Here is an 18,896-nt window from a genome sequence, read left to right as displayed (position 1 = left end):
GGCAACCGAATTCCTACGATCAGTGCCCGACCACCGCTTTTTTCAAACGCACGCCATGATCACCACGCTCTCTTCAGCCCCCGCCTTGGTCACCCTCGAGCCGGGCCAGTCCCTGCGCACCGCCGTCGATGCCGGCACGTCGCTGCAAGTGGCCGAGGGCCGGGTGCGGTTGGTGTCTCCCCCGAGCTGGTTCGGCGAATCGCTGTTCATGACGGAAGCCGCGCTGGACGAAGGCGATGTCCACCGGCTGGACCGCGGCGGCTGGATCGAGGTGACGGCGCTGCACGCACCCGTGTCGCTGCGCATCCACGCGCCGTACCAGCCGCATGTGCCCGTGCAGGCCGATCCGGAACTGCGGCCCGTGATGCGGCTGATGCGCCTGCTGACGGGCTGGTGAGGCTGGGGCGACTGTCCTTCATGGCGCGTGCACAGGCCACGCTGCCGGTTCTCGGCCGATCAAGCAGTGCTCCGAACGATCGCGCCGGCGGGGTGCCTTGCGCAGCGAAATAAAGGAGGAGCGGCGCAGCCGCGGGGGACATTCGCGGAGCAAGGTACACCGTCGGCGCGAGCGCGCCCCAAAAAACGCCCGACGAACAAAAGCAGAAGCTCAGCGCTCGCTGTCCACCTCGCGCAGCGCATCCAGGAAGGTGCGCCGCCACCAGTGGATGTCCTGGTCGCGGATGCGCGACAGCAGCTTCTGGTGCCGCTCGCGCCGTTCTTCCAGCGGCATGTGCAGCGCCTGCTGCACGGTTTCCGCCGTGCCGTGCGTGTCGTACGGGTTCACCAGCAGCGCCTCTTTCAGCTGCTCGGCCGCGCCGGCAAAGCGCGACAGCACCAGCACGCCGGGGTCGGCCGGGTCCTGCGCCGCGATGTATTCCTTGGCCACCAGGTTCATGCCGTCGCGCAGCGGCGTCACCAGCCCCACGGCCGCCGCGCGGCACAGGCCCGGCACGCGCTTGCGCGCCACCATGCGGTGGATGTAGCGCACCGGCATCCAGTCGAGTTCGCCGTAGTCGCCGTTGATGGCGCCGCACAGCGACTCGAGCTCGCGGCGGATGTCGGCGTAGGCGTCGACCGTCTCTCGCGTGGGCGAGGCGATCTGTATCAGCGTCGCGCTGCGCCGGTTCTCGGGGTAGTGCGCCAGCAACTCCCGGAACGCCCGCACGCGCTGCGGAATGCCCTTGGAGTAGTCGAGCCGGTCGATGCCCAGCAGCAGCCGGCGCTGCGAATACTCGCGCTTCATGGTCTCGTACATGTCGCGCGATTCCTTCGCATGCGTGAGCGCGGCGAACTCGTCCACGTCGATGCCGATCGGGAACGCGCTGCAGCGCACCGTCTGCCCGTAGGCGCGGTACATGTCGTCGCCCAGGTACTGGCCGCGCGCCTCGTTGCGCACGTAGTGCTCGAAGTGCTGCACGTCCTGCTGGGCCTGGAAGCCGATCAGGTCGTAGGCGAACAGCGAGCGCATCAGCCACTCGTGCTGCGGAATGGCCGCGATGATGATCTGCGGCGGCAGCGGAATATGCAGGAAGAAGCCGATGCGCTGCTTGCAGCCCATCGCGCGCAGCTCGGCCGCCAGCGGTATCAGGTGGTAGTCGTGCACCCAGATGATGTCGTCTTCCTTCAGCAGCGGCAGCAGCTTGCGCGCGAACAGCTGGTTCACGCGCCGGTAGCCGCCGATGAAGCCGGCGTCGAAGTGCGCCAGGTCGAGCCGGTTGTGGAACACCGGCCAGAGCACGTCGTTGCTGTAGCCGAGGTAATAGCTGTCGTGGTCCTCGCGGCTCAGGTCGATGGTGGCGAGCGTGACCTTGCCGGCCTGCTGCCGGTGCAGCTCGCCTTCGCCGGTCGGCCCGCCTTCGATGATCTGCCCGCTCCAGCCGAACCAGAGGCCGCCGCTTTGCTGCAGCGATTCGCCCAGTGCCACGGCCAGGCCGCCGGCCGCGGGCTTGCGTGGGTCGGCCACGCGGTTCGAAATGACGACGAGGCGGCTCATATGGCGGAGTCCCACGGAGCGGACAGGCGCACCGCCGCATTGATGATGCCGACCATCGAATAGGTCTGCGGAAAGTTGCCCCACATCTCGCCGGTGACCGGGTGCGTGTCTTCCGACAGCAGCCCCAGCGGGTTGCGCGCGGCCAGCATGGTCTCGAAGATCTGGCGCGCCTCGGCCTTGCGGCCGATCTTGGCGAGTGCGTCGATGCGCCAGAAGGTGCAGATGTTGAAGGCCGTCTCGGGCTTGCCGAAGTCGTCGGCGGCCTCGTAGCGGCGCATGTACGGGCCGTCGCACAGCGACTTCTCCATGGCGTCGACGGTGGAGATGAAGCGCGGGTCGCGCGCGTCGATCAGGCCCACCTCCACCATCAGCAGGATGCTCGCGTCGAGCTCGTGCCCGCCGAAGCTCTCGGCAAAGGCCTGCCGCTCCTCGCACCACGACTTGGTGAGGATCTCTTCCTTCATGCGCGCGGCGTGGCCGTGCCAGTAGGCGGCGCGTTCGGGCAGGTCCAGCGCGCGGGCGATCTTGCTGAGCCGGTCGCAGGCGGCCCAGCTCATCAGCGCCGAGCTGGTGTGCACGCGGGCCCGCGTGCGCAGCTCCCACATGCCGGCGTCGGGCGTGCCGTAGACGCGCACCGCCTGTTCGCCCACCGCCTCGAGGTGCGGAAACTCCGCCAGCCCCGCGCGGCTGAGCAGCCGGTGGTCGTGGAAGGCCTGCGCCGCGCCGAGCACGATGTTGCCGTACACGTCGTGCTGGAAGTGCTCCTGCGCCTGGTTGCCCACGCGCACCGGGCCCATGCCGCGATAGCCCGGCAGGCCTTCGACGAAGGATTCGGGCAGCTCGCGCTCCAGCCCGATGCCGTACAGCGGCTGGATGTGCTCGCCGTGCGAGCCGATCACCACGTTGCCCAGCCAGCGCAGGTAGTCTTCCATGGTGCCCACTTCGCTCAGCGAATTGAGCGCGCGCACCACGAAGAAGGCGTCGCGCAGCCAGCAGTAGCGGTAGTCCCAGTTGCGCTGGCTGCCGGGTGCCTCGGGAATGCTGGTGGTCATGGCGGCGACGATGGCGCCGGTGTCCTCGTACAGCGAGAGCTTCAGCGTGATGGCCGCGCGGATCACCGCGTCCTGGTACTCGAAGGGAATCGCCAGGCGCTTGGTCCAGGTGCGCCAGTAGGCGATGGTCTCCTGCTCGAACTTGCGCGCGGTGTCGGCAATGCCGTCCGTCAGCGTCTCGTCCACGCCGAACATGAAGTTGTATTCGCGCGAGATCACGAAGGGCTGGCGCGAGAGGATGTGCGAGATCGATGCGTCGGTGTTCAGCCGAAGCGTGAGGTCGGGTCCCACGTAGCGGATGTGGTTGCTGCCGCGCGTGACTTCCACCGGCGCCGAGGCGCCCCACTGGAAACGCGGATCGAGCGACACGCGGATGCGCGGCGCACCGGCAATGGGCCGCACGCGGCGCACCATCATCAGCGGGCGGAAGTAGCGCGAGCGGCTGTAGAAGCGCGGCGCGAAGTCGGTGATCTCGATGCCCTGGCCCGCGCTGTCGAAGAGCTGCGTGCGCAGCACGGCGGTGTTCGGCTCGTACCACTGCCTGGCTTCGGCGAAGTCCTCGATGTCGATGCTCCACGCGCCGGCTTCCTCGCCCGGGTGCAGTAGCGCATTGAAGACCGGGTCGCCGTCGAAGCGCGGCAGGCAGCACCACACGGCGCGTCCGCGTCCGTCGATGAGCGCGCTGTAGGCGCAGTTGCCGATCACGCCGACATCGAGCGACGGCTCGGCCGGCGGCGCGAAGCCGCGCGGTCCAGGGGCGGCGGCAGCCTTGAAGTCGACCGGTGCGCGGTCGTCGGGACCGGCGGCGCCGGCGTGCGCTTCGGGGGCCGTCGATAGTTGCTGTTCGCTCATCCGGGGTTCCTCGGGGATTCGGTGTCTGTTGTCTTGCGTGCCGCGGGCGCCGCCAGAATGTCGCGTGCCTGCACCAGCCATTCGTAGACTGCGCGCGGCGATTCGAGCCGGTGCAGCGCCAGGCTGGGGCCCGAGCCCACCTTCACGCCGACGCCGCCGCGCGGCTGCACCACCGCGAAGCCGCTCTCGTCGGTGGTGTCGTCGCCAAGGAAGACGGGCGTGCGCCCGGTGAACGGCGCCTCTTCCATGAAGGCATTGATGGCAATGCCCTTGTTGATGCCCGCGGGCTTCACCTCGAACACGAACTTGCCGTGCATCAGTTCTATCTGCGGGTCGTGCGCGATGGCGCGCGACATGGCGTCGCGGCACACCGCCTCGAGCTGCGGCGCGAGCCGGTAGTGCAGTGCGATGGCGGCATGCTTGCGCTCCACCAACAGGCCTTCATGTACGCGCGCGAGCTCGTTGGCAACGTCGAGGATGGAGGCAAGGTCGGGCGGGCGCTGCTCCTGCATGTGGCCCTTGGCGTCGCGGCGCTGCACGCCGTGCTCGCCGGCCGCCGGCAGGCGCAGTGGCGCCAGGAAGCGGTCGATGGAGTCGATCTGGCGGCCCGACACGACGGCGAGCGCGCCGCCGAGCTGGTCGCGCAGGTCGCTCAGGAGTGAAACGAGGGCAGGCGGGATCTCGATGGCTTCAGGCGTGGGCGCGAGCCCGACGAGTGTCCCGTCGAAGTCGAGGAAGAGGGCTGAATCCCGGCCCAGCGGAGGAGGCAACTGCAAGTTGCTGGAGGACTTTGGCATTGGGAAAAACCATAGCACGGGCGCCCGGCATCCCGTGTCGGCCAAAACCGGCTGTGCGGCAGGGCCTTGGGCGCTTTCAGCCCGCCGATGCCGCCACGGCCGCCACGGCCTCCACCCGGGCCTGGTGGATCGCCTCGCCGATCTTCGGGCCGGTGGCGCCGGCCTGCTGGGCGGCGCGCGCCACCACGTCGGTGGGCACGGCCGCCGCGGTGGCCAGCGCGGCCAGCAGCCGGGGGCGTTGCGGATAGGCCGTGTCCTCGAAGCCGAGCCGCCCGCGCGCGTCGCACTCGCAGGCCAGCAGCGCCTCGGCAAAGCGCGCGGGCTTGCGGAAGGCGTCGCAGCGCTCCAGCAGGCGCACCAGCTCCGCCGCATCGAGCGAGCCGCTGGCGTGGATGTGGCCGTGCTCGCGCGCCACCACCTCGGCCAGCTCGCGGACGTCCACGGGCACGCGCCAGCGTTCGCACACCTCCTGCAGCAGTTCGGCGCTGCGCTTCTCGTGGCCGGTGTGGCGCGGCAAGACGTCGGCCGGCGGTGTGCCCTTGCCCAGGTCGTGCATCAGGCAGGCGAAGCGCACCGGCAGCGAGGCCTGCAGGCGCGCGGCGGTGTCGAGCACCATCATCAGGTGCACGCCGGTGTCGACCTCGGGGTGGTGCTCGGCGCGCTGCGGCACGCCCCAGAGCCGGTCGACCTCGGGCAGCAGAACGGCCAGCGCGCCGCAGCCGCGCAGCACGTCGAACATGCGCGAAGGCCGTGTTTCGGCGAGGCCGCGCGACAGCTCCTGCCACACGCGCTCGGGCACCAGCGCGTCGGCCTCGCCGGCCGCCACCATCTCGCGCATCAGCGCCATGGTCTCCGGGGCGACGCCGAAGTCGTGGAAGCGCGCGGCGAAACGCGCCACGCGCAGGATGCGCACCGGGTCTTCGCGGAAGGCGTCGGTCACGTGGCGCAGCACCTTGTCGCGCAGGTCGCGTTGGCCGTGGAAGGGGTCGGCCAGCGTGCCGGGCGTGGGGTCGAAGCTGCCGTCGGCATTCACCAGCTCGGCGGGCAGCGCGATGGCGTTGACGGTCAGGTCGCGGCGTGCGAGGTCCTGTTCCAGCGTGACGTCCGGCGAGGCATGCACGGTGAAGCCGCGGTAGCCCGGCGCGCTCTTGCGCTCGGTGCGGGCGAGCGCGTACTCCTCGCGCGTCTCGGGGTGCAGGAACACCGGAAAGTCGCGCCCCACGGGCAGGTAGCCGCGGGCCACCATGGCTTCGGGCGTGGCGCCGACCACCAGCCAGTCATGGTCGGATACGGGGCGCCCTAGCAGCCTGTCGCGCACCGCGCCGCCGACGAGAAAAATTTTCATGAATGCAGTGTAGGGATACTCCGTACCTCAAAAATAGAACGGTCGTTCGATAATTTCCGGCGCGGAGCGGGCCACCATTCGTCCGGCGGGCGAATGTCAGCGGCGGCTACAAGCCGAGGCTGCGCTGCGCAGAGGGATTTTTCAATCAAAGGAGCTTTCACATCATGAAGAAAACAGTGTTTGCGTTGGCCGCTCTGGGCGCCCTGGCGTCCGGCAGCGCCATGGCGCAACAGGGGGGCGACTGGGTCATCGGCACGGGCTGGTTCCATCTTTCGCCGCAGGACTCGAGCAAGCCGCTGACCGTGACCTCCCCGATTCCGGCGGTGCTGCCCGGCTCGGGCGCCAGCGTGAGCGACTCCGACACCCTGGGTCTCAATGCCACCTATTTCCTCGACAGCAACTGGGCCGTGGAAGGCGTGTTCGGCGTGCCGCCGAAGTTCAAGCTCAACGGTACCGGCACGCTGGGCCGCGTCGGCCAGCTGGGCGAGGCCCGCCAGTGGAGCCCGACCATCCTGGGCAAGTATTTCTTCAACGACGCCAACTCGGCGTTTCGCCCCTTCGTGGGCCTGGGCGCCACCTATGTCTGGTACAGCGACGTGCAGCTCACGTCGAACCTGCAGGGTGCGCTGGCGCAGCAGTTCGGCGTGTCGCCGTTCCGCGTGAACACCACGGCCAAGCTCGACAGCAAGTTCGCACCCGTGCTGAACGCCGGCGTGGCCTACCAGTTCGACAAGCACTGGGGCATCTCGTTCTCGGTGTCGTACATCCCGCTGAAGACCACGGCCAAGCTGACGACCACCTCGATCACCGGCCTGCCGGTGGCCACGAGCCAGGCCAGCCTGAAGCTGAACCCGATCGTCACCTACCTGGCGGCAACCTACCGGTTCTGACCGCCATCCTCTTCGAGGACCTTACCGCCCCGTGCGGTAGGGCTCCTCGAACTGCAGGAAATCCTTCTCCGCCAGTCCGCCGTCGATCCAGGCCTTGACGCCCGGCAATGCCTGCACACGTTCGATGTAGGCCGTGATGTGCGGCGGCACCGGCAGCCCGTAGGTCTTGATGCGCGTGCCCACGGGCGCGAAGTAGGCATCGGCGATGCCGAACTCGCCGAACAGCATGGGGCCGCCGTGCGCGTCGAGCAGGCCGCTCCACATCTGCACGATGCGCGCGAGGTCGCTGGCGACCGTGGGCTCTTCCTTCATCAGCCGCGCGCCCACTTCGGGCAGCGAGGCTTCGAGGTTCATTCCGCAATGGCCGCGCAGGCCGCCGAAGCCCGAGTGCATCTCGGCGCAGACGCTGCGCGCGCGCGCACGGTCCGCCGCGTCGCGGGGCCAGAGCTGCTTTTCAGGGAAGGTCTCGGCCAGGTACTCGGCGATGGCCAGCGTGTCCCAGACCACCAGGTCGCCGTCGACCAGCACGGGCACCTTGGCCACCGGGTTGATGGCGGCGATGGCGTTCTTGAACTTCGAGTCCGCTTCGAAGGAATCGAAGCGCACCATCACTTCCTCGAAGGGGATGCCGGCCTGCTTCATCAGCACCCAGGGGCGCATGGACCAGGACGAGTAGTTCTTGTTGCCGATGTAGAGCTTGCGCATGAGAGTCTCCCGGGCGTTGGGTGCAAAGTTCTAAATGCTAGCTGCGCGCCACGGCCCGATTGATGACGAACGCGGCGCGAATTGATGCGCCGGCGCCTTCAGCGCGCGGGCGTGTCGTCGGCCGAGGCGATGACGCGCGGCGCGGTGCCGTCTTCGCCGCCCTTCTGAGGGCCGGTCACGCGCTCGATCAGCCCCACGAGGCGCGGCACCAGCGACAGCACCGCCAGCGCCAGCAGTGCGCTCAGCAGCGCGGTGGCTTCGCGCCCGAGGCCGCAGGCCATGCCGATGGCGGCCGTCATCCACAGTCCGGCGGCGGTGGTCAGGCCCTGCACGTGGCTTTCGTCCTTGCCCTGCTTGAGGATGGTGCCGGCGCAAAGAAAGCCCACGCCCGCCACCAGCCCCTGGATCACCCGGCTCATGTCTGCCGGCACGATGCCGGTCTGCTGCGGTATCAGCACGAACATCGCCGAGCCGATGGCCACCAGCATGTGGGTGCGCACGCCGGCCGCCTTGCCCGCCTGCTCGCGCTCGAAGCCGAGCAGGAAGCCCAGCGCGGCGGCCAGCGTGAGGCGCAGCACGATGCGCGTGAGCTGCGCGACGTCGGTCACGTCCGAGAACTCGGACGCGATGGTGTCCAGGACCTCGTCGCGCCAGCTCATGCCGAGCGCCTCAAGGCAGGTCCTTGTTGGGTTCGGGCTCGGCGGCGTCGCGCGGGCCGATGCGGCCCAGGCGCTCCTTCAGCGACTGCGGCCGGCCGCTGATGATGGCGGCGTAGTTGGTGGTGTTGGCCAGCACCTTCTTCACGTAGTCGCGCGTCTCGCTGAAGGGCACGTTCTCGGCCCAGATGGCGGCGTCGAGCACCGGGCCGTTGCGCCAGTTGCGCGGCCGGCCCGGGCCGGCGTTGTAGGCGGCGGCGGCCAGCGCCATGGAGCCGTCGAAGTCGTCGAGCGCCAGCTTCAGGTAGTTGGTGCCGATGGTGATGTTGGTCTCGCGGTCGTTGATCTGGTTGGGCGAGAAGTCGGTCAGGCCGATCTTGCGGGCCGTCCAGCGCGCGGTGGCGGGCATGACCTGCATCAGGCCCGAAGCGCCGACGCCCGAGCGCGCATCCATGATGAAGCGGCTTTCCTGGCGGATCAGGCCGTAGACGTAGGCCGGGTCGAGGCCGATGTCCTGGCTCTTGCGCAGCACCGTGTCGTGGAAGGGCATGGGGAAGCGCTGGTCGACGTCGACCACGCCCTTGGTGCGCTCGCTGGTGTTGATGCAGCGGTCCCACACCTCGCGCTGGCAGGCGAAGTCGGCCGCGGCCAGCAGGGCGCGGTCGTCCATGCCGCCCTTGTCGTGCAGGTTGGTGGCGTAGTTCCACTCGCGCGTGCCTTCGGGGCGCAGGCCGATCGCGATGGCATAGAGGCCGCGGGCCAGCGACGGGTTGGCGCGGGCGGCGGCTTTTTCTTCGGGCGTGAGCGGGGCGGGGCGGGTGGGCACCACGGTGCGCTGGCCCAGCTCCTCGAGCGCCAGCATTTCGTAGAAGCCGCGCGAGCCGGCAATGCTCTGGTAGAGCTCGCGGGCCTGGGCGCGGCGCTCTTCGCTGCCGCTGTTGGCCAGCGCGCGGGCCTTCCAGTAGACCCAGGTGGGGTCGAGCTGGGCGGTTTCGCTCATGGCGTTGATGGCGGGCGCCACCTCTTTCCATTGGCCGGCGCGCAAGGCGGCGCGCACGCGCCAGCCGAGCATGTCGTCCGACAGGTCGCTGTTCTTGGTGACGTTGGCGAAGTAGGTGCCGGCCTGCGGCGACAGCTTGTTCGCTGCCTGGCGGCCGATGGTGCCCCAGAGCCAGTTGCGCTCCTCGGCCGAGAGCATCGGGCCCCATTTGCCGTCGAGCTGCGACGCGGCCATGTCGGGGTCGGCGATGGCCACCTTGATGAGCGCGAGCACCACCAGCTCCTTGCGCGACTTGGCGGCCACGAAGGCGCGCCCGGCCAGGAACTTGGCGGCGCTGGCGTTCACCTCCTCGAACAGCGGCAGCGCGTCGGGCGCGGCGATGGTGACCGCGCCGCGCGCGGCCTGCGGGCGGTTGGCCTCCATGGCCAGGCGCGCCTTCTTCCAGGCGTCTGCCGGCGTCATGAGGCGGGCGGCGACCATGCGGTCGGCTGCGGTGAGGCAGCCGTCGTCGGCGTCTTTCTGTGCGAACCAGTTGCGGCGCACCTCGTCGGCCTGCGCCTGGGTGGCGGTGCCGCTGCGCAGCGTGTCGACCAGCGTGGCGTAGCAGCGCACCTGCGCGTCGTCGCCCATGCGGAAGCCGGCGATGGCGGCGGAGAAGTTGTCCCAGTCGCGGCGCTGGCCGGTGAGCAGCAGCCAGTCGTTGCGCAGGCGGTCTTCCTGGTAGGTGCCGGCATAGCGCGCGAAGAAGTCCTGCACCTCGGTGGGCGAGGCTTCCTGCAGGCGCGCCTTGAGTTCCCAGTAGGCGGCCCAAGGTTCCAGTGCATGCCCGCGGGCCTGCGGCAGCAGGGCCGACAGGCGGGCCTTGTCGCCGCGCTGGAAGGCCTGCTTCATCTGGATGAGCACGTCGTCGTTGGTGTTGTTCTGGGCCGCGGCGGGTTGCTGGGAGAGCAACGCGGCGAGCGCCAGGACAGCGGAAAAAACGAGTGCGGGAGTTGCGCCGCGCGGGCGGCGGCGCTTGGATGCCAAAATGCTTGGGAACTGCATCGGGGGATTATGGACAAGTCAAAGGATGCCGACACCTCGGCGACCGCGAGTTTTCTTAAGGATCAGCTGCGAAAAGCACTGATCGAGCAGCGACTGGCAATGCCCGACCGCCTGGCGCGCGCCGATCTCCTGCAGCGCGTGATGCGGATCTGGCTGGTCGGCCGGCCCGACACCGTGATCGGCGCGTACTGGCCGATCAAGGGCGAGTTCGATCCGCTGCCCGCTCTGCACCGCTGGAAGGAGGACGGCGAGCTCATGGAAGAGCCGCAGCGCCGCCGCATCGGACTGCCGGTGATCGACAAAGTTCACAAGACCCTGACCTTCCATGCCTGGTATCCGGGCTGCCAGATGGAAGAAGACGCCTACGGCATCCCCAAGCCCAAGGACACCGAGCTGATCGTGCCGACCCTGCTGTTCGTGCCCTGCGTGGGCTACAGCGCGGGCGGGTACCGGCTGGGCTACGGCGGCGGCTTCTACGACCGCACGCTGGCGGCGCTGGAGCCGCGGCCGTTCACGGTGGGGCTGGGGTTCACCCACGGCTTCCTGGACGACTTCGAGCCCGAGGCGCACGACCTGCCGCTGGACGCCATCCTGAACGACAACGGCGTGGTCTGGCCGACCAGCTGAGCCCCCGGCTCAGTCGAGGTTGTCCACCGTGTCCGGGTCGGGCACCTCGCCGATGGTCTCGCGCGTGGTGATGGCCTGCGTCTGCAGCCAGTCCCAGAAGGCCTTGATCTCGGGCCGCAGCGCGTTGCGCGGACCGGCGATGAGCCAGTAGGCCATCGGCGAGTCCATGCGGTGCTGCGGCAGCACCTCGACCAGGTCGCCGTTGGCCAGGCTCTCGGCAATCAGCGAGCTGCGCGCGAGCGTCACGCCCTGGCCCGTGAGGGCGGCCTGCACCATCTGGTAGGCGTAGTTGAAATAGAGCCAGCGCTTGGGCTGCGCGCGTTCCTGGCCGTTCACTTCGAACCAGCGGCGCCAGGTCAGCCACTCGAGGTGGGTGCGGTGGGCGTCGCCGGCCTCGATCAGCGTGAAGCGGGTGATGTCGGCCGGCGTCCTGATGGGCGGGCTGCTCTTCAGCAGCCAGGGGCTGGCCACCGGCGTCAGCGTTTCGCCGAACAGGCGCACCGCGCCGGCCGGCATGACCTCGCGCGGGCCGTAGCGCAGCGCGATGTCGACGTCGGCCACTTCGAGGTCGACCGCCACGTCGCTGGCGTCGATGCGGATGTCGATCTCGGGGTTGTCGCGCTGGAAGGCTTCCAGCCGGGGAATCAGCCACATCGACGCAAATGAGGCGAAGGTGGTCAGCGACACGCTCTTGCGCCCCGCGCTCTGCCTGATCTGTCGCACCGCCGTGTCGATGCGCGGCAGCGACTGCTGCACCGCCAGCAGCAGCTGCGCGCCGGCGCTGGTGAGCTCCACCGCCCGCGTGTGGCGCAGGAACAGCGCCACGCCCACTTCTTCTTCCAGCGACTGGATCTGCCGGCTGACAGCCGACTGGGTGAGCGCCATTTCCTCGGCGGCGGCGCGGAAATTCAGGTGGCGGGCGACGGCCTCGAAGGCGCGCAGATGCCCGGCCGAGATCGGGCGGGAGCGCAAATGGGTTTGCGAATGTTGCATGGGTATGACTTCGGGCGGCAATCCGGCGGCCGGATGCATTGATGCGAAACGGGCATCAGTAGGCTACCTCCTTTTCATTGGACTGCCAACGGGCCAGAAACGATCATTCATTCCCGAACTGCGCAATTGCCTTCTGTCTGTCAAGCGCTTCGGCAAGCCCAGGAGTCCTCATCATGTCCACCGCCGTCTGCACCACCGAATCGCTCTCGTCCCTGTCCGTTCCCGCCCGCACCGCCACTGCCGCAGTGCCGCCAGCCGTGCGCCGCGGCGCCTGGCAGATCGCCCCCGGCGAGGCGATGAGCCTGAAGGCGCGTTCGACCAGCGTGCTGCGGGTCAAGCAGGGCCGCGTGTGGGTCACCCCCGACGCCACGCTCGCCAATCCCAGCGAAGACCTGGTGCTCGCACCCGGGGAATCGCTCACGGTGGCGGCGGGCCAGCGCATCGTCATGGAAGCGTGGGACGGCTACGGCGCGACCTACAGCTGGGACAACGCCTGATCCTCCGCCAACCCTGCGCTCGAGAGAGGCGGCTTCGGCCGCCTTTTTCTTTGCTTGGGCGTTCCTCAGCCGTTGATGTCGAAGCTGGGCCGCAGCGCCAGGAAATGCAGCAGGGCGGTTTCGCCTTCCAGTGCGTGCACGCCCGACATCAGGTGCGGCCCCTCGCTTTCGGCCAGGCCCAGCCCGAAACCGGTGTAGCGCCGGTTGCTCAGTGCGCCTTCATAGGCGATGCGTACATCGACATGGCGCGGGTCGCGTTCGATCCGCTGCATCAGCGCCTGAACCTCCTCGCGCGGCCCTTCCAGGTGCTGGCAGAACCGCAAGCCGTCGAAAACCAGCAGTCCCGTGATGCCATGCTCGGCGTTGCGCCCACGCGCCTGGCTGACGATCGCGCCCACCGTTCGGGGTGACAGGTCCTGCACGAGGGTGCTGCAGTAAAGGATTTCGTAAAGCGTCTGGTCTTGCGTCATGCGTCTTGTCAAGGGAGGGCGCTGCGCAGTCTAGTGACGCAAAAGACACCCTGAAATGTCAAAAGACACAGCCGGACGGCCTATAGTTAAGCGTGAAATTCGAGGACTACCCCGCCGCCGCAGCGCCGCCTCAAGGCGTCAATCCGTGCGACCAGTGCGCGTTGCGCCAGCTCGACGCCTTCCTTCCTGCCACCGACGAAGAACTCAAGACCATCCAGTCGTTCCGGGTCGGGGCCCGGCGCGTGGAGGCCGGAAGCTCGATCATCGAGGAGCATCGGCCCAGTTCGCAGCTCTTCACTCTCTATTCGGGCTGGGCCTTTCGCTACAAGACGCTGAGCGATGGCCGGCGGCAGATCCTGAGCTTTCTCCTGCCCGGTGACTTCATCGGCCTGCAGGACGAGTTCGCCGACGGCCAGACGCACGGCGTCGAGGCCGTCACCGACGTCACGCTGTGCGCCTTCTCGCGCGACCGGCTCTGGGGCCTGTTCCACGCCCAGCCCAAGCTCGGCTACGACATCACCTGGCTCGCCGCGCGCGAGGAAAAGATGGTGGACGACAACCTTGTCACCACCGGCCGGCGCAACGCCGGCGAGCGGGTGGCGATGCTGCTGATGCACCTGTACCGCCGCGCCGAGCGCGTGGGCATGGTGCGCGACGGCTGGGTCGAGTTTCCGTTCAACCAGCAGCACATCGCCGACGCGCTGGGGCTTTCGCTGGTGCACACCAACAAGACGATGCGGCGGCTGCAGCGGCTCGGGTTCTACAAGATCGACACCGGCTGGCTGCGCATCATGGAGCCGCATGCGCTGGAGACGCTGGGCGACTACTTCGAGCGGCCGATGCGGCCTACGCCGCTGATCTAGCGGCGGTACCCGCGGGTCCGGCGACAGGCGTCGCCATTCCTTCGTTCTTCTCGACGGTGATTTCCAGAAAGCGCTTCAGCGCCGGGTTTTCGGTGTTGGCCCGGTAGGCCAGCGCAATGCCGATGCGCGCGTCGTCCGGCAGGTCGAGGATCGGCCTGAACACCGCTCCCAGAGACCGCTGGTAAGGCGTGTTGGCAGCCGGCACCAGGGCCATTCCCAGGCCGCTGGCCACCAGTCCCAGCGCCGTCTGCACTTGAATGGCCTCCTGCGTGATGCGCGGCGCCACGCCCGCGCGCTGGAACACCAGGCTTACCGCCGCATGCAGCCCGCCGACGGGCGAGGGGGCGTAGCCGATGAAGGGTTGCCCCTCCAGCGCCGCCAGGGCCACGGCAGGCTTGCGCGCGAGCGCATGGCCGCGCGGCAGCGCCAGGCAGAAGCGGTCTTCCTCGACCATCTGAAAGCGTAGCTCGGGCGGCCGGTTGGTGGGAACGCGCACGAAGCCGAGGTCGAGCGTGCCCGCCTCCACGCGGGAGAGCAGCTCCAGATTCGTGCCTTCCTTCAGGTCGAGGTGAACCGCGGGGTGGCGCAGCCGGAACGCCTGCACCAGCCGTGGCAGCAGGCGCAGCGTGACCGAACCGCTGAATCCGATGGCCAGCTTGCCCGACTCGCCCGCTACCGCGAGCTGCACCGCGGCCTTGATGTGCGTGGCCGCATCGAGGCATTCGCGCGCCGCCTTCAACGCCGCGTCGCCCGCGGCCGTGAGCTTCACGCCGCGCGAGCTGCGCACGAAGAGCAGCGTGCCCAGTTCTTCTTCCAGCTTGCGGATGGCCACCGACAGCGGCGGCTGCGCCATGTGCAACCGTTCGGCCGCGACGCTGAAGCTGCCGGTTTCGGCGAGTGCCAGGAATTGGCGCAGTTGTCTCAGGTCCATCCATACACCCCGTATATAGGAGAGTCCATCAAAAGTATTGGATTGAATATAGCGTGGTCCCTACGATTCGGTCTCCATCACGGTGGCGCTGAGCGGTCAGCGGCACACCGGCCATCAGGAGACAAGACAAATGAACACCATCACACGCCGCGCCGCCGTGGGCTGCTGCATCGCATGGCTGGCCCTCGCCGGCATTTCCCCCGCCGTTCTGGCGCAGGGCGCTTACCCCAGCAAGTCCGTGAAGATCGTCGTGCCCTACCCGCCGGGCGGTACCAACGACAGCGTGGCGCGCCTGCTCGCGCAGCGCCTGGGCGAACGCATGGGCCAGCCCTTCATCGTCGAGAACAAGCCCGGCGCGTCGGGCAACCTGGGCGCCGAGCTGGTGGCGCGCTCGCCGGCCGACGGCTACACGCTGGTCCTGGTGACCATGGGGCACACCATCCACCCGTCGCTCTACAAGAACCTGCGCTACGACATCCGCACCGACCTGGCGCCCATCACCGAACTCACCAGCGGGCCGGCGCTGCTGATGGTGAATCCCGCTCTCGGCATCAACAGCGTGAAGGACCTGATCGCACGCGCCAAGGCCAGGCCCGGCGAGCTGAACTTCACGTCGGCGGGCAACGGCTCATCGACCCATCTGGCGACCGAGTACTTCGATTCGCAGGCCGGCATCAAGATGACGCATATCCCGTTCAACGGCAGCGCGCCGGCCATGATGGACGTGATCGCCGGCAACTCGCAGGTCGTCATGGACATGATGTATTCGGCCATGCCCCAGGTGAAGGGCGGCAAGCTCAAGGCCATTGCGCAGACCGGCGCGAAGCGCTCGCCCGCCTTGCCGGACGTGCCCACCGTGGCCGAGGCCGGCTTGCCGGGCTTCGAGGTGACCGTGTGGAACGGCCTGATGGCGCCGGCCGGCACGCCCAAAGACGTGATCGCCAGGCTCAACACCGAGATCCGCCACGAACTCGACAGCGCCGATTTCAAGGAACGCCTGGCCGCGCAGGGCTACGAGCCCGCGGGAAACACGCCCGAGCAGTTCGGCAAACTCATCGCTGCCGACATCGAACGCTGGTCGAAGGTGGTCAAGACCTCGGGTGCCAAGGCCGAATGAGCGCCGCCGACCAGATGCCCGGATCCCTTGCGGACATGCACGCCGATCTCGCGCTCGGCCGCCTGCTGAACCCCCGTTCCGTGGCCGTGATCGGCGCCTCCGACGATGCGTTGCGCATCGGGGGCAGGCCCATCGCCTACATGCGGTCGCAGGGCTTTTCGGGCCGGCTGATGCCGGTGAACCCGAACCGCACGCAGATACAGGGCCTGCCCGCCTTCGCCAGCGTGGCCGCACTGCCCGAGACGCCCGACGTGGCCATCGTGGCCGTGGCGGCGCACCTCGCGCCACAGGTGGTGGCCGACCTCGGCGCGCGCGGCACGCCCGCGGCCATCGTGTTCTCGGCCGGCTTTGCCGAGATGGGCGAAGACGGCGAGCGGCTGCAGCGGCGCATGGTGGAGGCGGCGCGCGCCCACGGTGTTCGGCTGCTCGGCCCCAATTCGCTGGGAGTGCTCAACCCGCGCATCGGCTTCTACGGCAGCTTCAGCTCGGTCGTGGAAATGGGCTTTCCGAAGCCGGGGCGCGTGGGCATCGCCAGCCAGTCGGGCGCCTATGGCAGCCACATCCTGGGCATTGCGCGCGAGTTCGGCATCGGCGTGTCGTCCTGCGTCATGAGCGGCAACGAATGCGACATCAGCCTGGGCGACATCGTCCAGGCCTTCGTGGACGACGGCGACACCGACGTGATCGCGGTGTACTCGGAAGGCATTCGCGACGGCGCGCGCCTGCTGGAAGCGCTCGAGGCGGCCCGGCTCGCCCGCAAGCCGGTCGTGATGATGAAGGTCGGCACCAGCGCCGTGGGCAGCGCCGCGGCGCAGTCGCACACCGCGTCCATCGCGGGCAACGACGCGGTGACCGATGCCGTGCTGGCCGAGTTCGGCGTGGTGCGGGCGCGCTCCACCGAGCACATGCTCGACGTCGCTCGCCTGGCCACGCGCCGCATCTACCCGGCCGACAACTCGCTGGGCGTGATTACCGTTAGTGGCGGCGCGGGCGTGATCGTGTCCGACGCGGCCGAGCTCGCGGGCCTGCCGATGCCGGAGATGCCCGCCGCCGCGCAGCAGCACCTGAAGGCGCTGATCCCCTTCGCCGCGCCGCGCAACCCCGTGGATTGCACCGCGCAGTTCATGAACGACCTGAGCATTGCCGGGCGCTTTGCCGAGGCGGTGGTGGCCGAGGGCGGCTACCGGTCGGTGCTGGGCTTCTTCACCTACACGGTGGGTGCCGAGTCCATTGCCGATGGCCTGCGCGCGCAGCTCAAGGCCGTGCGCGACAAGCATCCGGACCGGCTCTTCGTGCTTTCGATCCTGGCGTCCAGGGAACGTGTGCAGCAGTACGAGGCCGACGGCTTCACCGTGTTCGAGGACCCGGCGCGCGCCGTGGTCGCCATCGAGGCCATGGGCCGTTTCGGCCGGGCTTTCGCGCGCCAGCCCGCGCAGGAGCCCCCGCGGGTGCCTGCGGTGGCATTGCCGGGCGCCACCCCCAGCGAAGCCGAGGCCAAGCGTGTGCTGGCCGAAGCCGGCATTGCCGTGGCGCCGGAGCGGGCCTGCGCGAACGCACGGGACGCGGTGGCCGCGGCCGAAGCGCTCGGCTTTCCGGTCGTGCTGAAGATTCTGTCGCCCGACATCGTGCACAAGTCTGAAATGGGTGGCGTGCTGCTGAACGTGGCGAACGCGGGCGCCGTGCGGGAGGGCTTCGCCCTGCTGATGGAACGCGCCACCCTGGCCATGCCCGATGCGCGCATCGAAGGCGTTCTGGTCGCGAAGCAGCTGAGCGGCGGTGTCGAATGCATCCTGGGCATCCAGCGCGACCCGGTGTTCGGCCCAGTGGCCATGTTCGGCCTGGGCGGCATCTTCGTCGAGGTGATGAAGGACGTGGTGCTGCGCCGCTGCCCCTTTGGCGAGGACGTGGCAGAGCAGATGATCCGCGGCATTCAGGGCGCGCCGCTGCTGCTGGGCGCGCGCGGCAAGCCGGTGGCGGACGTGAAGGCGCTGGCCGCGATGCTCTCGCGCCTTTCTGTGTTCGCGCACCAGGCCGGCCCGCGCCTGCAGTCGATCGACCTGAACCCCGTGCTGGCCTTGCCGCAGGGGCAGGGCGCTTTCGCCGCCGATGCCGTGGTCGTGCTTTCGTCCGCGTCCGACCCGGTGCCGGGTTGACGGGAGCGTCGCATGGCTCTCGATGTGCAGCACCTGCTCGCGCGTGAATTCGCACCGGTCGAGCACGCCTATGGCATGCGCGACACGCAGCTCTATGCGCTCGGCGTCGGCCTGGGCGCCGACCCGCTCGATGCCGGGCAGCTGCGCTATGTCTACGAACGCGCCGAAGGCGGGCTTCGGGCGCTGCCCACGCTGGTCAACGTGCTCGGCTACGGCGGCTTCTGGGCCGACCAGCCCGACACCGGCATCAACTGGCGCCAGCTCGTGCATGCCGAGCAGGCCTTCGTGCTGCAGCGTCCGCTGCCGGCCGAAGGCCGCGTGCTGGGCACGAACCGCGTCGCCGCGCTGCACGACAAGGGCGCCGGCAAGGGCGCGCTGATGCTGCAGGAGCGCCGCGTCACGGACGCAGCCAGCGGCGAGTTGCTGGCCAGCGTCAGCCAGACCAGCATGCTGCGCGCCGACGGCGGCTTCGGCGGAGCGCATGGCGCGCCGTTGGCGGCGCCGCACGCCATGCCGCCCCGGCCACCCGACGCCGTCTGCGACTTGCCGACCTTGCCGCAAGCCGCGCTGCTCTACCGCCTGAGCGGCGACTTCAATCCCCTGCACGCCGACCCTGGCGTCGCGCTCGCCGCCGGTTTTCCAAGGCCGATCCTGCACGGCCTTGCCACGATGGGCATCGCGTTGCACGCGGTGCTCCGCGCGCTGCTGGGCTACGACGCCTCGGCCGTGCGCGGCATGCGCGTGCGCTTCACGGCGCCGGTGCTGCCGGGCGAGACGCTGCGCACCGAACTCTGGCGCGACGGCAGCCTGGTGTCGCTGCGAACCACGGCACTGGAGCGCAACACCCTGGTGCTGAACGCGGGCCGCGTGGACCTGGCCTGAACCAACACCCCCCAAGCATCGAAGGAAAG

General features: G+C 69.0%; 18 protein-coding genes. 8 read left to right on the top strand and 10 right to left on the bottom strand.

Annotation, left to right across the window (positions count from 1 at the left end; translation table 11 throughout):
* Nucleotides 1-55: 55 nt before the first annotated feature.
* Nucleotides 56-397, top strand: coding sequence for a hypothetical protein (locus C4F17_RS14230; RefSeq protein WP_106935662.1), 342 nt, complete (start codon nt 56-58; stop codon nt 395-397).
* Between the two features lie 210 nt (nt 398-607).
* Here the strand turns inward: C4F17_RS14230 and otsA are convergent, their stop codons facing one another.
* The 4 genes from otsA to C4F17_RS14210 form a co-directional block, all read right to left on the bottom strand.
* Entirely contained in the window at nt 608-1,993 is a 1,386-nt protein-coding gene (gene otsA / locus C4F17_RS14225) for an alpha,alpha-trehalose-phosphate synthase (UDP-forming) (protein WP_081265665.1), read from the bottom strand.
* Nucleotides 1,990-3,897, bottom strand: a complete 1,908-nt coding sequence (locus C4F17_RS14220) for a glycoside hydrolase family 15 protein (protein ID WP_106935661.1) — start codon at nt 3,895-3,897, stop codon at nt 1,990-1,992. The genes otsA and C4F17_RS14220 overlap by 4 nt, the downstream gene beginning before the upstream one ends.
* The gene (otsB, locus tag C4F17_RS14215) at nt 3,894-4,694 is read right to left on the bottom strand and encodes a trehalose-phosphatase (RefSeq protein WP_106935660.1); all 801 of its coding nucleotides are present in this window, start codon (nt 4,692-4,694) and stop codon (nt 3,894-3,896) included. The genes C4F17_RS14220 and otsB overlap by 4 nt, the downstream gene beginning before the upstream one ends.
* Nucleotides 4,695-4,770: 76 nt before the next feature.
* A complete protein-coding gene (locus C4F17_RS14210; RefSeq protein ID WP_106935659.1) occupies nt 4,771-6,039 on the bottom strand; it encodes a multifunctional CCA addition/repair protein in 1,269 nt (422 codons plus the stop codon).
* A 164-nt stretch (nt 6,040-6,203) separates the two neighbouring features.
* On the opposite strand from C4F17_RS14210, the gene C4F17_RS14205 reads away from it, so the two are divergent.
* A complete protein-coding gene (locus C4F17_RS14205; protein ID WP_106935658.1) occupies nt 6,204-6,929 on the top strand; it encodes an OmpW/AlkL family protein in 726 nt (241 codons plus the stop codon).
* 21 nt (nt 6,930-6,950) lie between these two features.
* On the opposite strand, the gene C4F17_RS14200 is transcribed toward C4F17_RS14205, so the two are convergent.
* The 3 genes from C4F17_RS14200 to C4F17_RS14190 all read right to left on the bottom strand — a co-directional run bounded on the left by C4F17_RS14200 (nt 6,951) and on the right by C4F17_RS14190 (nt 10,334).
* Complete coding sequence (locus tag C4F17_RS14200) at nt 6,951-7,634, bottom strand: glutathione S-transferase family protein (RefSeq protein ID WP_081265670.1); 684 nt, start codon at nt 7,632-7,634, stop codon at nt 6,951-6,953.
* A 98-nt stretch (nt 7,635-7,732) separates the two neighbouring features.
* Nucleotides 7,733-8,293: an MgtC/SapB family protein gene (locus C4F17_RS14195; RefSeq protein ID WP_106935657.1), complete on the bottom strand. Its 561-nt coding sequence runs from the start codon at nt 8,291-8,293 to the stop codon at nt 7,733-7,735.
* Nucleotides 8,294-8,303: 10 nt separating this feature from the next.
* Nucleotides 8,304-10,334 carry a lytic transglycosylase domain-containing protein gene (locus C4F17_RS14190; RefSeq protein WP_106935656.1) on the bottom strand — a complete coding sequence of 677 codons (2,031 nt, stop codon included), beginning with the start codon at nt 10,332-10,334 and terminating at the stop codon, nt 8,304-8,306.
* 9 nt (nt 10,335-10,343) lie between these two features.
* On the opposite strand from C4F17_RS14190, the gene C4F17_RS14185 reads away from it, so the two are divergent.
* Nucleotides 10,344-10,961, top strand: coding sequence for a 5-formyltetrahydrofolate cyclo-ligase (locus tag C4F17_RS14185; RefSeq protein WP_081265672.1), 618 nt, complete (start codon nt 10,344-10,346; stop codon nt 10,959-10,961).
* A 9-nt stretch (nt 10,962-10,970) separates the two neighbouring features.
* Here C4F17_RS14185 and C4F17_RS14180 read toward each other — a convergent pair whose 3' ends face one another.
* A complete protein-coding gene (locus tag C4F17_RS14180) occupies nt 10,971-11,954 on the bottom strand; it encodes a LysR substrate-binding domain-containing protein (protein ID WP_106935655.1) in 984 nt (327 codons plus the stop codon).
* 173 nt (nt 11,955-12,127) lie between these two features.
* On the opposite strand from C4F17_RS14180, the gene C4F17_RS14175 reads away from it, so the two are divergent.
* Nucleotides 12,128-12,451 carry a DUF2917 domain-containing protein gene (locus C4F17_RS14175; protein ID WP_106935654.1) on the top strand — a complete coding sequence of 108 codons (324 nt, stop codon included), beginning with the start codon at nt 12,128-12,130 and terminating at the stop codon, nt 12,449-12,451.
* 65 nt (nt 12,452-12,516) lie between these two features.
* Here C4F17_RS14175 and C4F17_RS14170 read toward each other — a convergent pair whose 3' ends face one another.
* Nucleotides 12,517-12,921: a BLUF domain-containing protein gene (locus C4F17_RS14170; protein ID WP_106935653.1), complete on the bottom strand. Its 405-nt coding sequence runs from the start codon at nt 12,919-12,921 to the stop codon at nt 12,517-12,519.
* A 92-nt stretch (nt 12,922-13,013) separates the two neighbouring features.
* Between C4F17_RS14170 and C4F17_RS14165 the strand changes: the two genes are divergently transcribed.
* Nucleotides 13,014-13,784 (top strand): Crp/Fnr family transcriptional regulator, encoded by a 771-nt coding sequence (locus C4F17_RS14165; protein WP_172839755.1) that lies wholly within the window; start codon nt 13,014-13,016, stop codon nt 13,782-13,784.
* On the opposite strand, the gene C4F17_RS14160 is transcribed toward C4F17_RS14165, so the two are convergent.
* Entirely contained in the window at nt 13,768-14,715 is a 948-nt protein-coding gene (locus tag C4F17_RS14160) for a LysR family transcriptional regulator (RefSeq protein ID WP_081265677.1), read from the bottom strand. The two genes, C4F17_RS14165 and C4F17_RS14160, sit on opposite strands and share 17 nt — an antisense overlap.
* A gap of 130 nt (nt 14,716-14,845) precedes the next feature.
* On the opposite strand from C4F17_RS14160, the gene C4F17_RS14155 reads away from it, so the two are divergent.
* Genes C4F17_RS14155 through C4F17_RS14145 form a run of 3 tightly spaced genes read left to right on the top strand, consistent with a single transcriptional unit; the run spans nt 14,846 to nt 18,867 of the window.
* Nucleotides 14,846-15,832 carry a tripartite tricarboxylate transporter substrate binding protein gene (locus tag C4F17_RS14155; RefSeq protein WP_081265678.1) on the top strand — a complete coding sequence of 329 codons (987 nt, stop codon included), beginning with the start codon at nt 14,846-14,848 and terminating at the stop codon, nt 15,830-15,832.
* Entirely contained in the window at nt 15,829-17,985 is a 2,157-nt protein-coding gene (locus C4F17_RS14150) for an acetate--CoA ligase family protein (protein WP_106935652.1), read from the top strand. Before C4F17_RS14155 ends, C4F17_RS14150 begins: the two co-directional genes overlap by 4 nt.
* 12 nt (nt 17,986-17,997) lie before the next feature.
* Nucleotides 17,998-18,867, top strand: a complete 870-nt coding sequence (locus C4F17_RS14145; protein ID WP_106935651.1) for a MaoC/PaaZ C-terminal domain-containing protein — start codon at nt 17,998-18,000, stop codon at nt 18,865-18,867.
* The last annotated feature ends 29 nt before the right edge of the window (nt 18,868-18,896 follow it).

It is taken from the genome of Variovorax sp. PMC12 (assembly GCF_003019815.1).
Classification (GTDB): Bacteria; Pseudomonadota; Gammaproteobacteria; order Burkholderiales; family Burkholderiaceae_C; genus Variovorax.
Note: the sequence above shows the minus strand (reverse complement) of the source record. Positions and strands in the feature narration are given on the sequence as shown.

What these genes read in the sequence shown, in the direction of transcription:
- C4F17_RS14230 (WP_106935662.1), top strand. Translation starts at nt 56, where the DNA reads ATGATCACCACGCTCTCTTCAGCCCCCGCCTTGGTCACCCTCGAGCCG.
- otsA (WP_081265665.1), bottom strand. Translation starts at nt 1,993, where the DNA reads ATGAGCCGCCTCGTCGTCATTTCGAACCGCGTGGCCGACCCACGCAAG.
- C4F17_RS14220 (WP_106935661.1), bottom strand. Translation starts at nt 3,897, where the DNA reads ATGAGCGAACAGCAACTATCGACGGCCCCCGAAGCGCACGCCGGCGCC.
- otsB (WP_106935660.1), bottom strand. Translation starts at nt 4,694, where the DNA reads ATGCCAAAGTCCTCCAGCAACTTGCAGTTGCCTCCTCCGCTGGGCCGG.
- C4F17_RS14210 (WP_106935659.1), bottom strand. Translation starts at nt 6,039, where the DNA reads ATGAAAATTTTTCTCGTCGGCGGCGCGGTGCGCGACAGGCTGCTAGGG.
- C4F17_RS14205 (WP_106935658.1), top strand. Translation starts at nt 6,204, where the DNA reads ATGAAGAAAACAGTGTTTGCGTTGGCCGCTCTGGGCGCCCTGGCGTCC.
- C4F17_RS14200 (WP_081265670.1), bottom strand. Translation starts at nt 7,634, where the DNA reads ATGCGCAAGCTCTACATCGGCAACAAGAACTACTCGTCCTGGTCCATG.
- C4F17_RS14195 (WP_106935657.1), bottom strand. Translation starts at nt 8,293, where the DNA reads ATGAGCTGGCGCGACGAGGTCCTGGACACCATCGCGTCCGAGTTCTCG.
- C4F17_RS14190 (WP_106935656.1), bottom strand. Translation starts at nt 10,334, where the DNA reads ATGCAGTTCCCAAGCATTTTGGCATCCAAGCGCCGCCGCCCGCGCGGC.
- C4F17_RS14185 (WP_081265672.1), top strand. Translation starts at nt 10,344, where the DNA reads ATGGACAAGTCAAAGGATGCCGACACCTCGGCGACCGCGAGTTTTCTT.
- C4F17_RS14180 (WP_106935655.1), bottom strand. Translation starts at nt 11,954, where the DNA reads ATGCAACATTCGCAAACCCATTTGCGCTCCCGCCCGATCTCGGCCGGG.
- C4F17_RS14175 (WP_106935654.1), top strand. Translation starts at nt 12,128, where the DNA reads ATGTCCACCGCCGTCTGCACCACCGAATCGCTCTCGTCCCTGTCCGTT.
- C4F17_RS14170 (WP_106935653.1), bottom strand. Translation starts at nt 12,921, where the DNA reads ATGACGCAAGACCAGACGCTTTACGAAATCCTTTACTGCAGCACCCTC.
- C4F17_RS14160 (WP_081265677.1), bottom strand. Translation starts at nt 14,715, where the DNA reads ATGGACCTGAGACAACTGCGCCAATTCCTGGCACTCGCCGAAACCGGC.
- C4F17_RS14155 (WP_081265678.1), top strand. Translation starts at nt 14,846, where the DNA reads ATGAACACCATCACACGCCGCGCCGCCGTGGGCTGCTGCATCGCATGG.
- C4F17_RS14150 (WP_106935652.1), top strand. Translation starts at nt 15,829, where the DNA reads ATGAGCGCCGCCGACCAGATGCCCGGATCCCTTGCGGACATGCACGCC.
- C4F17_RS14145 (WP_106935651.1), top strand. Translation starts at nt 17,998, where the DNA reads ATGGCTCTCGATGTGCAGCACCTGCTCGCGCGTGAATTCGCACCGGTC.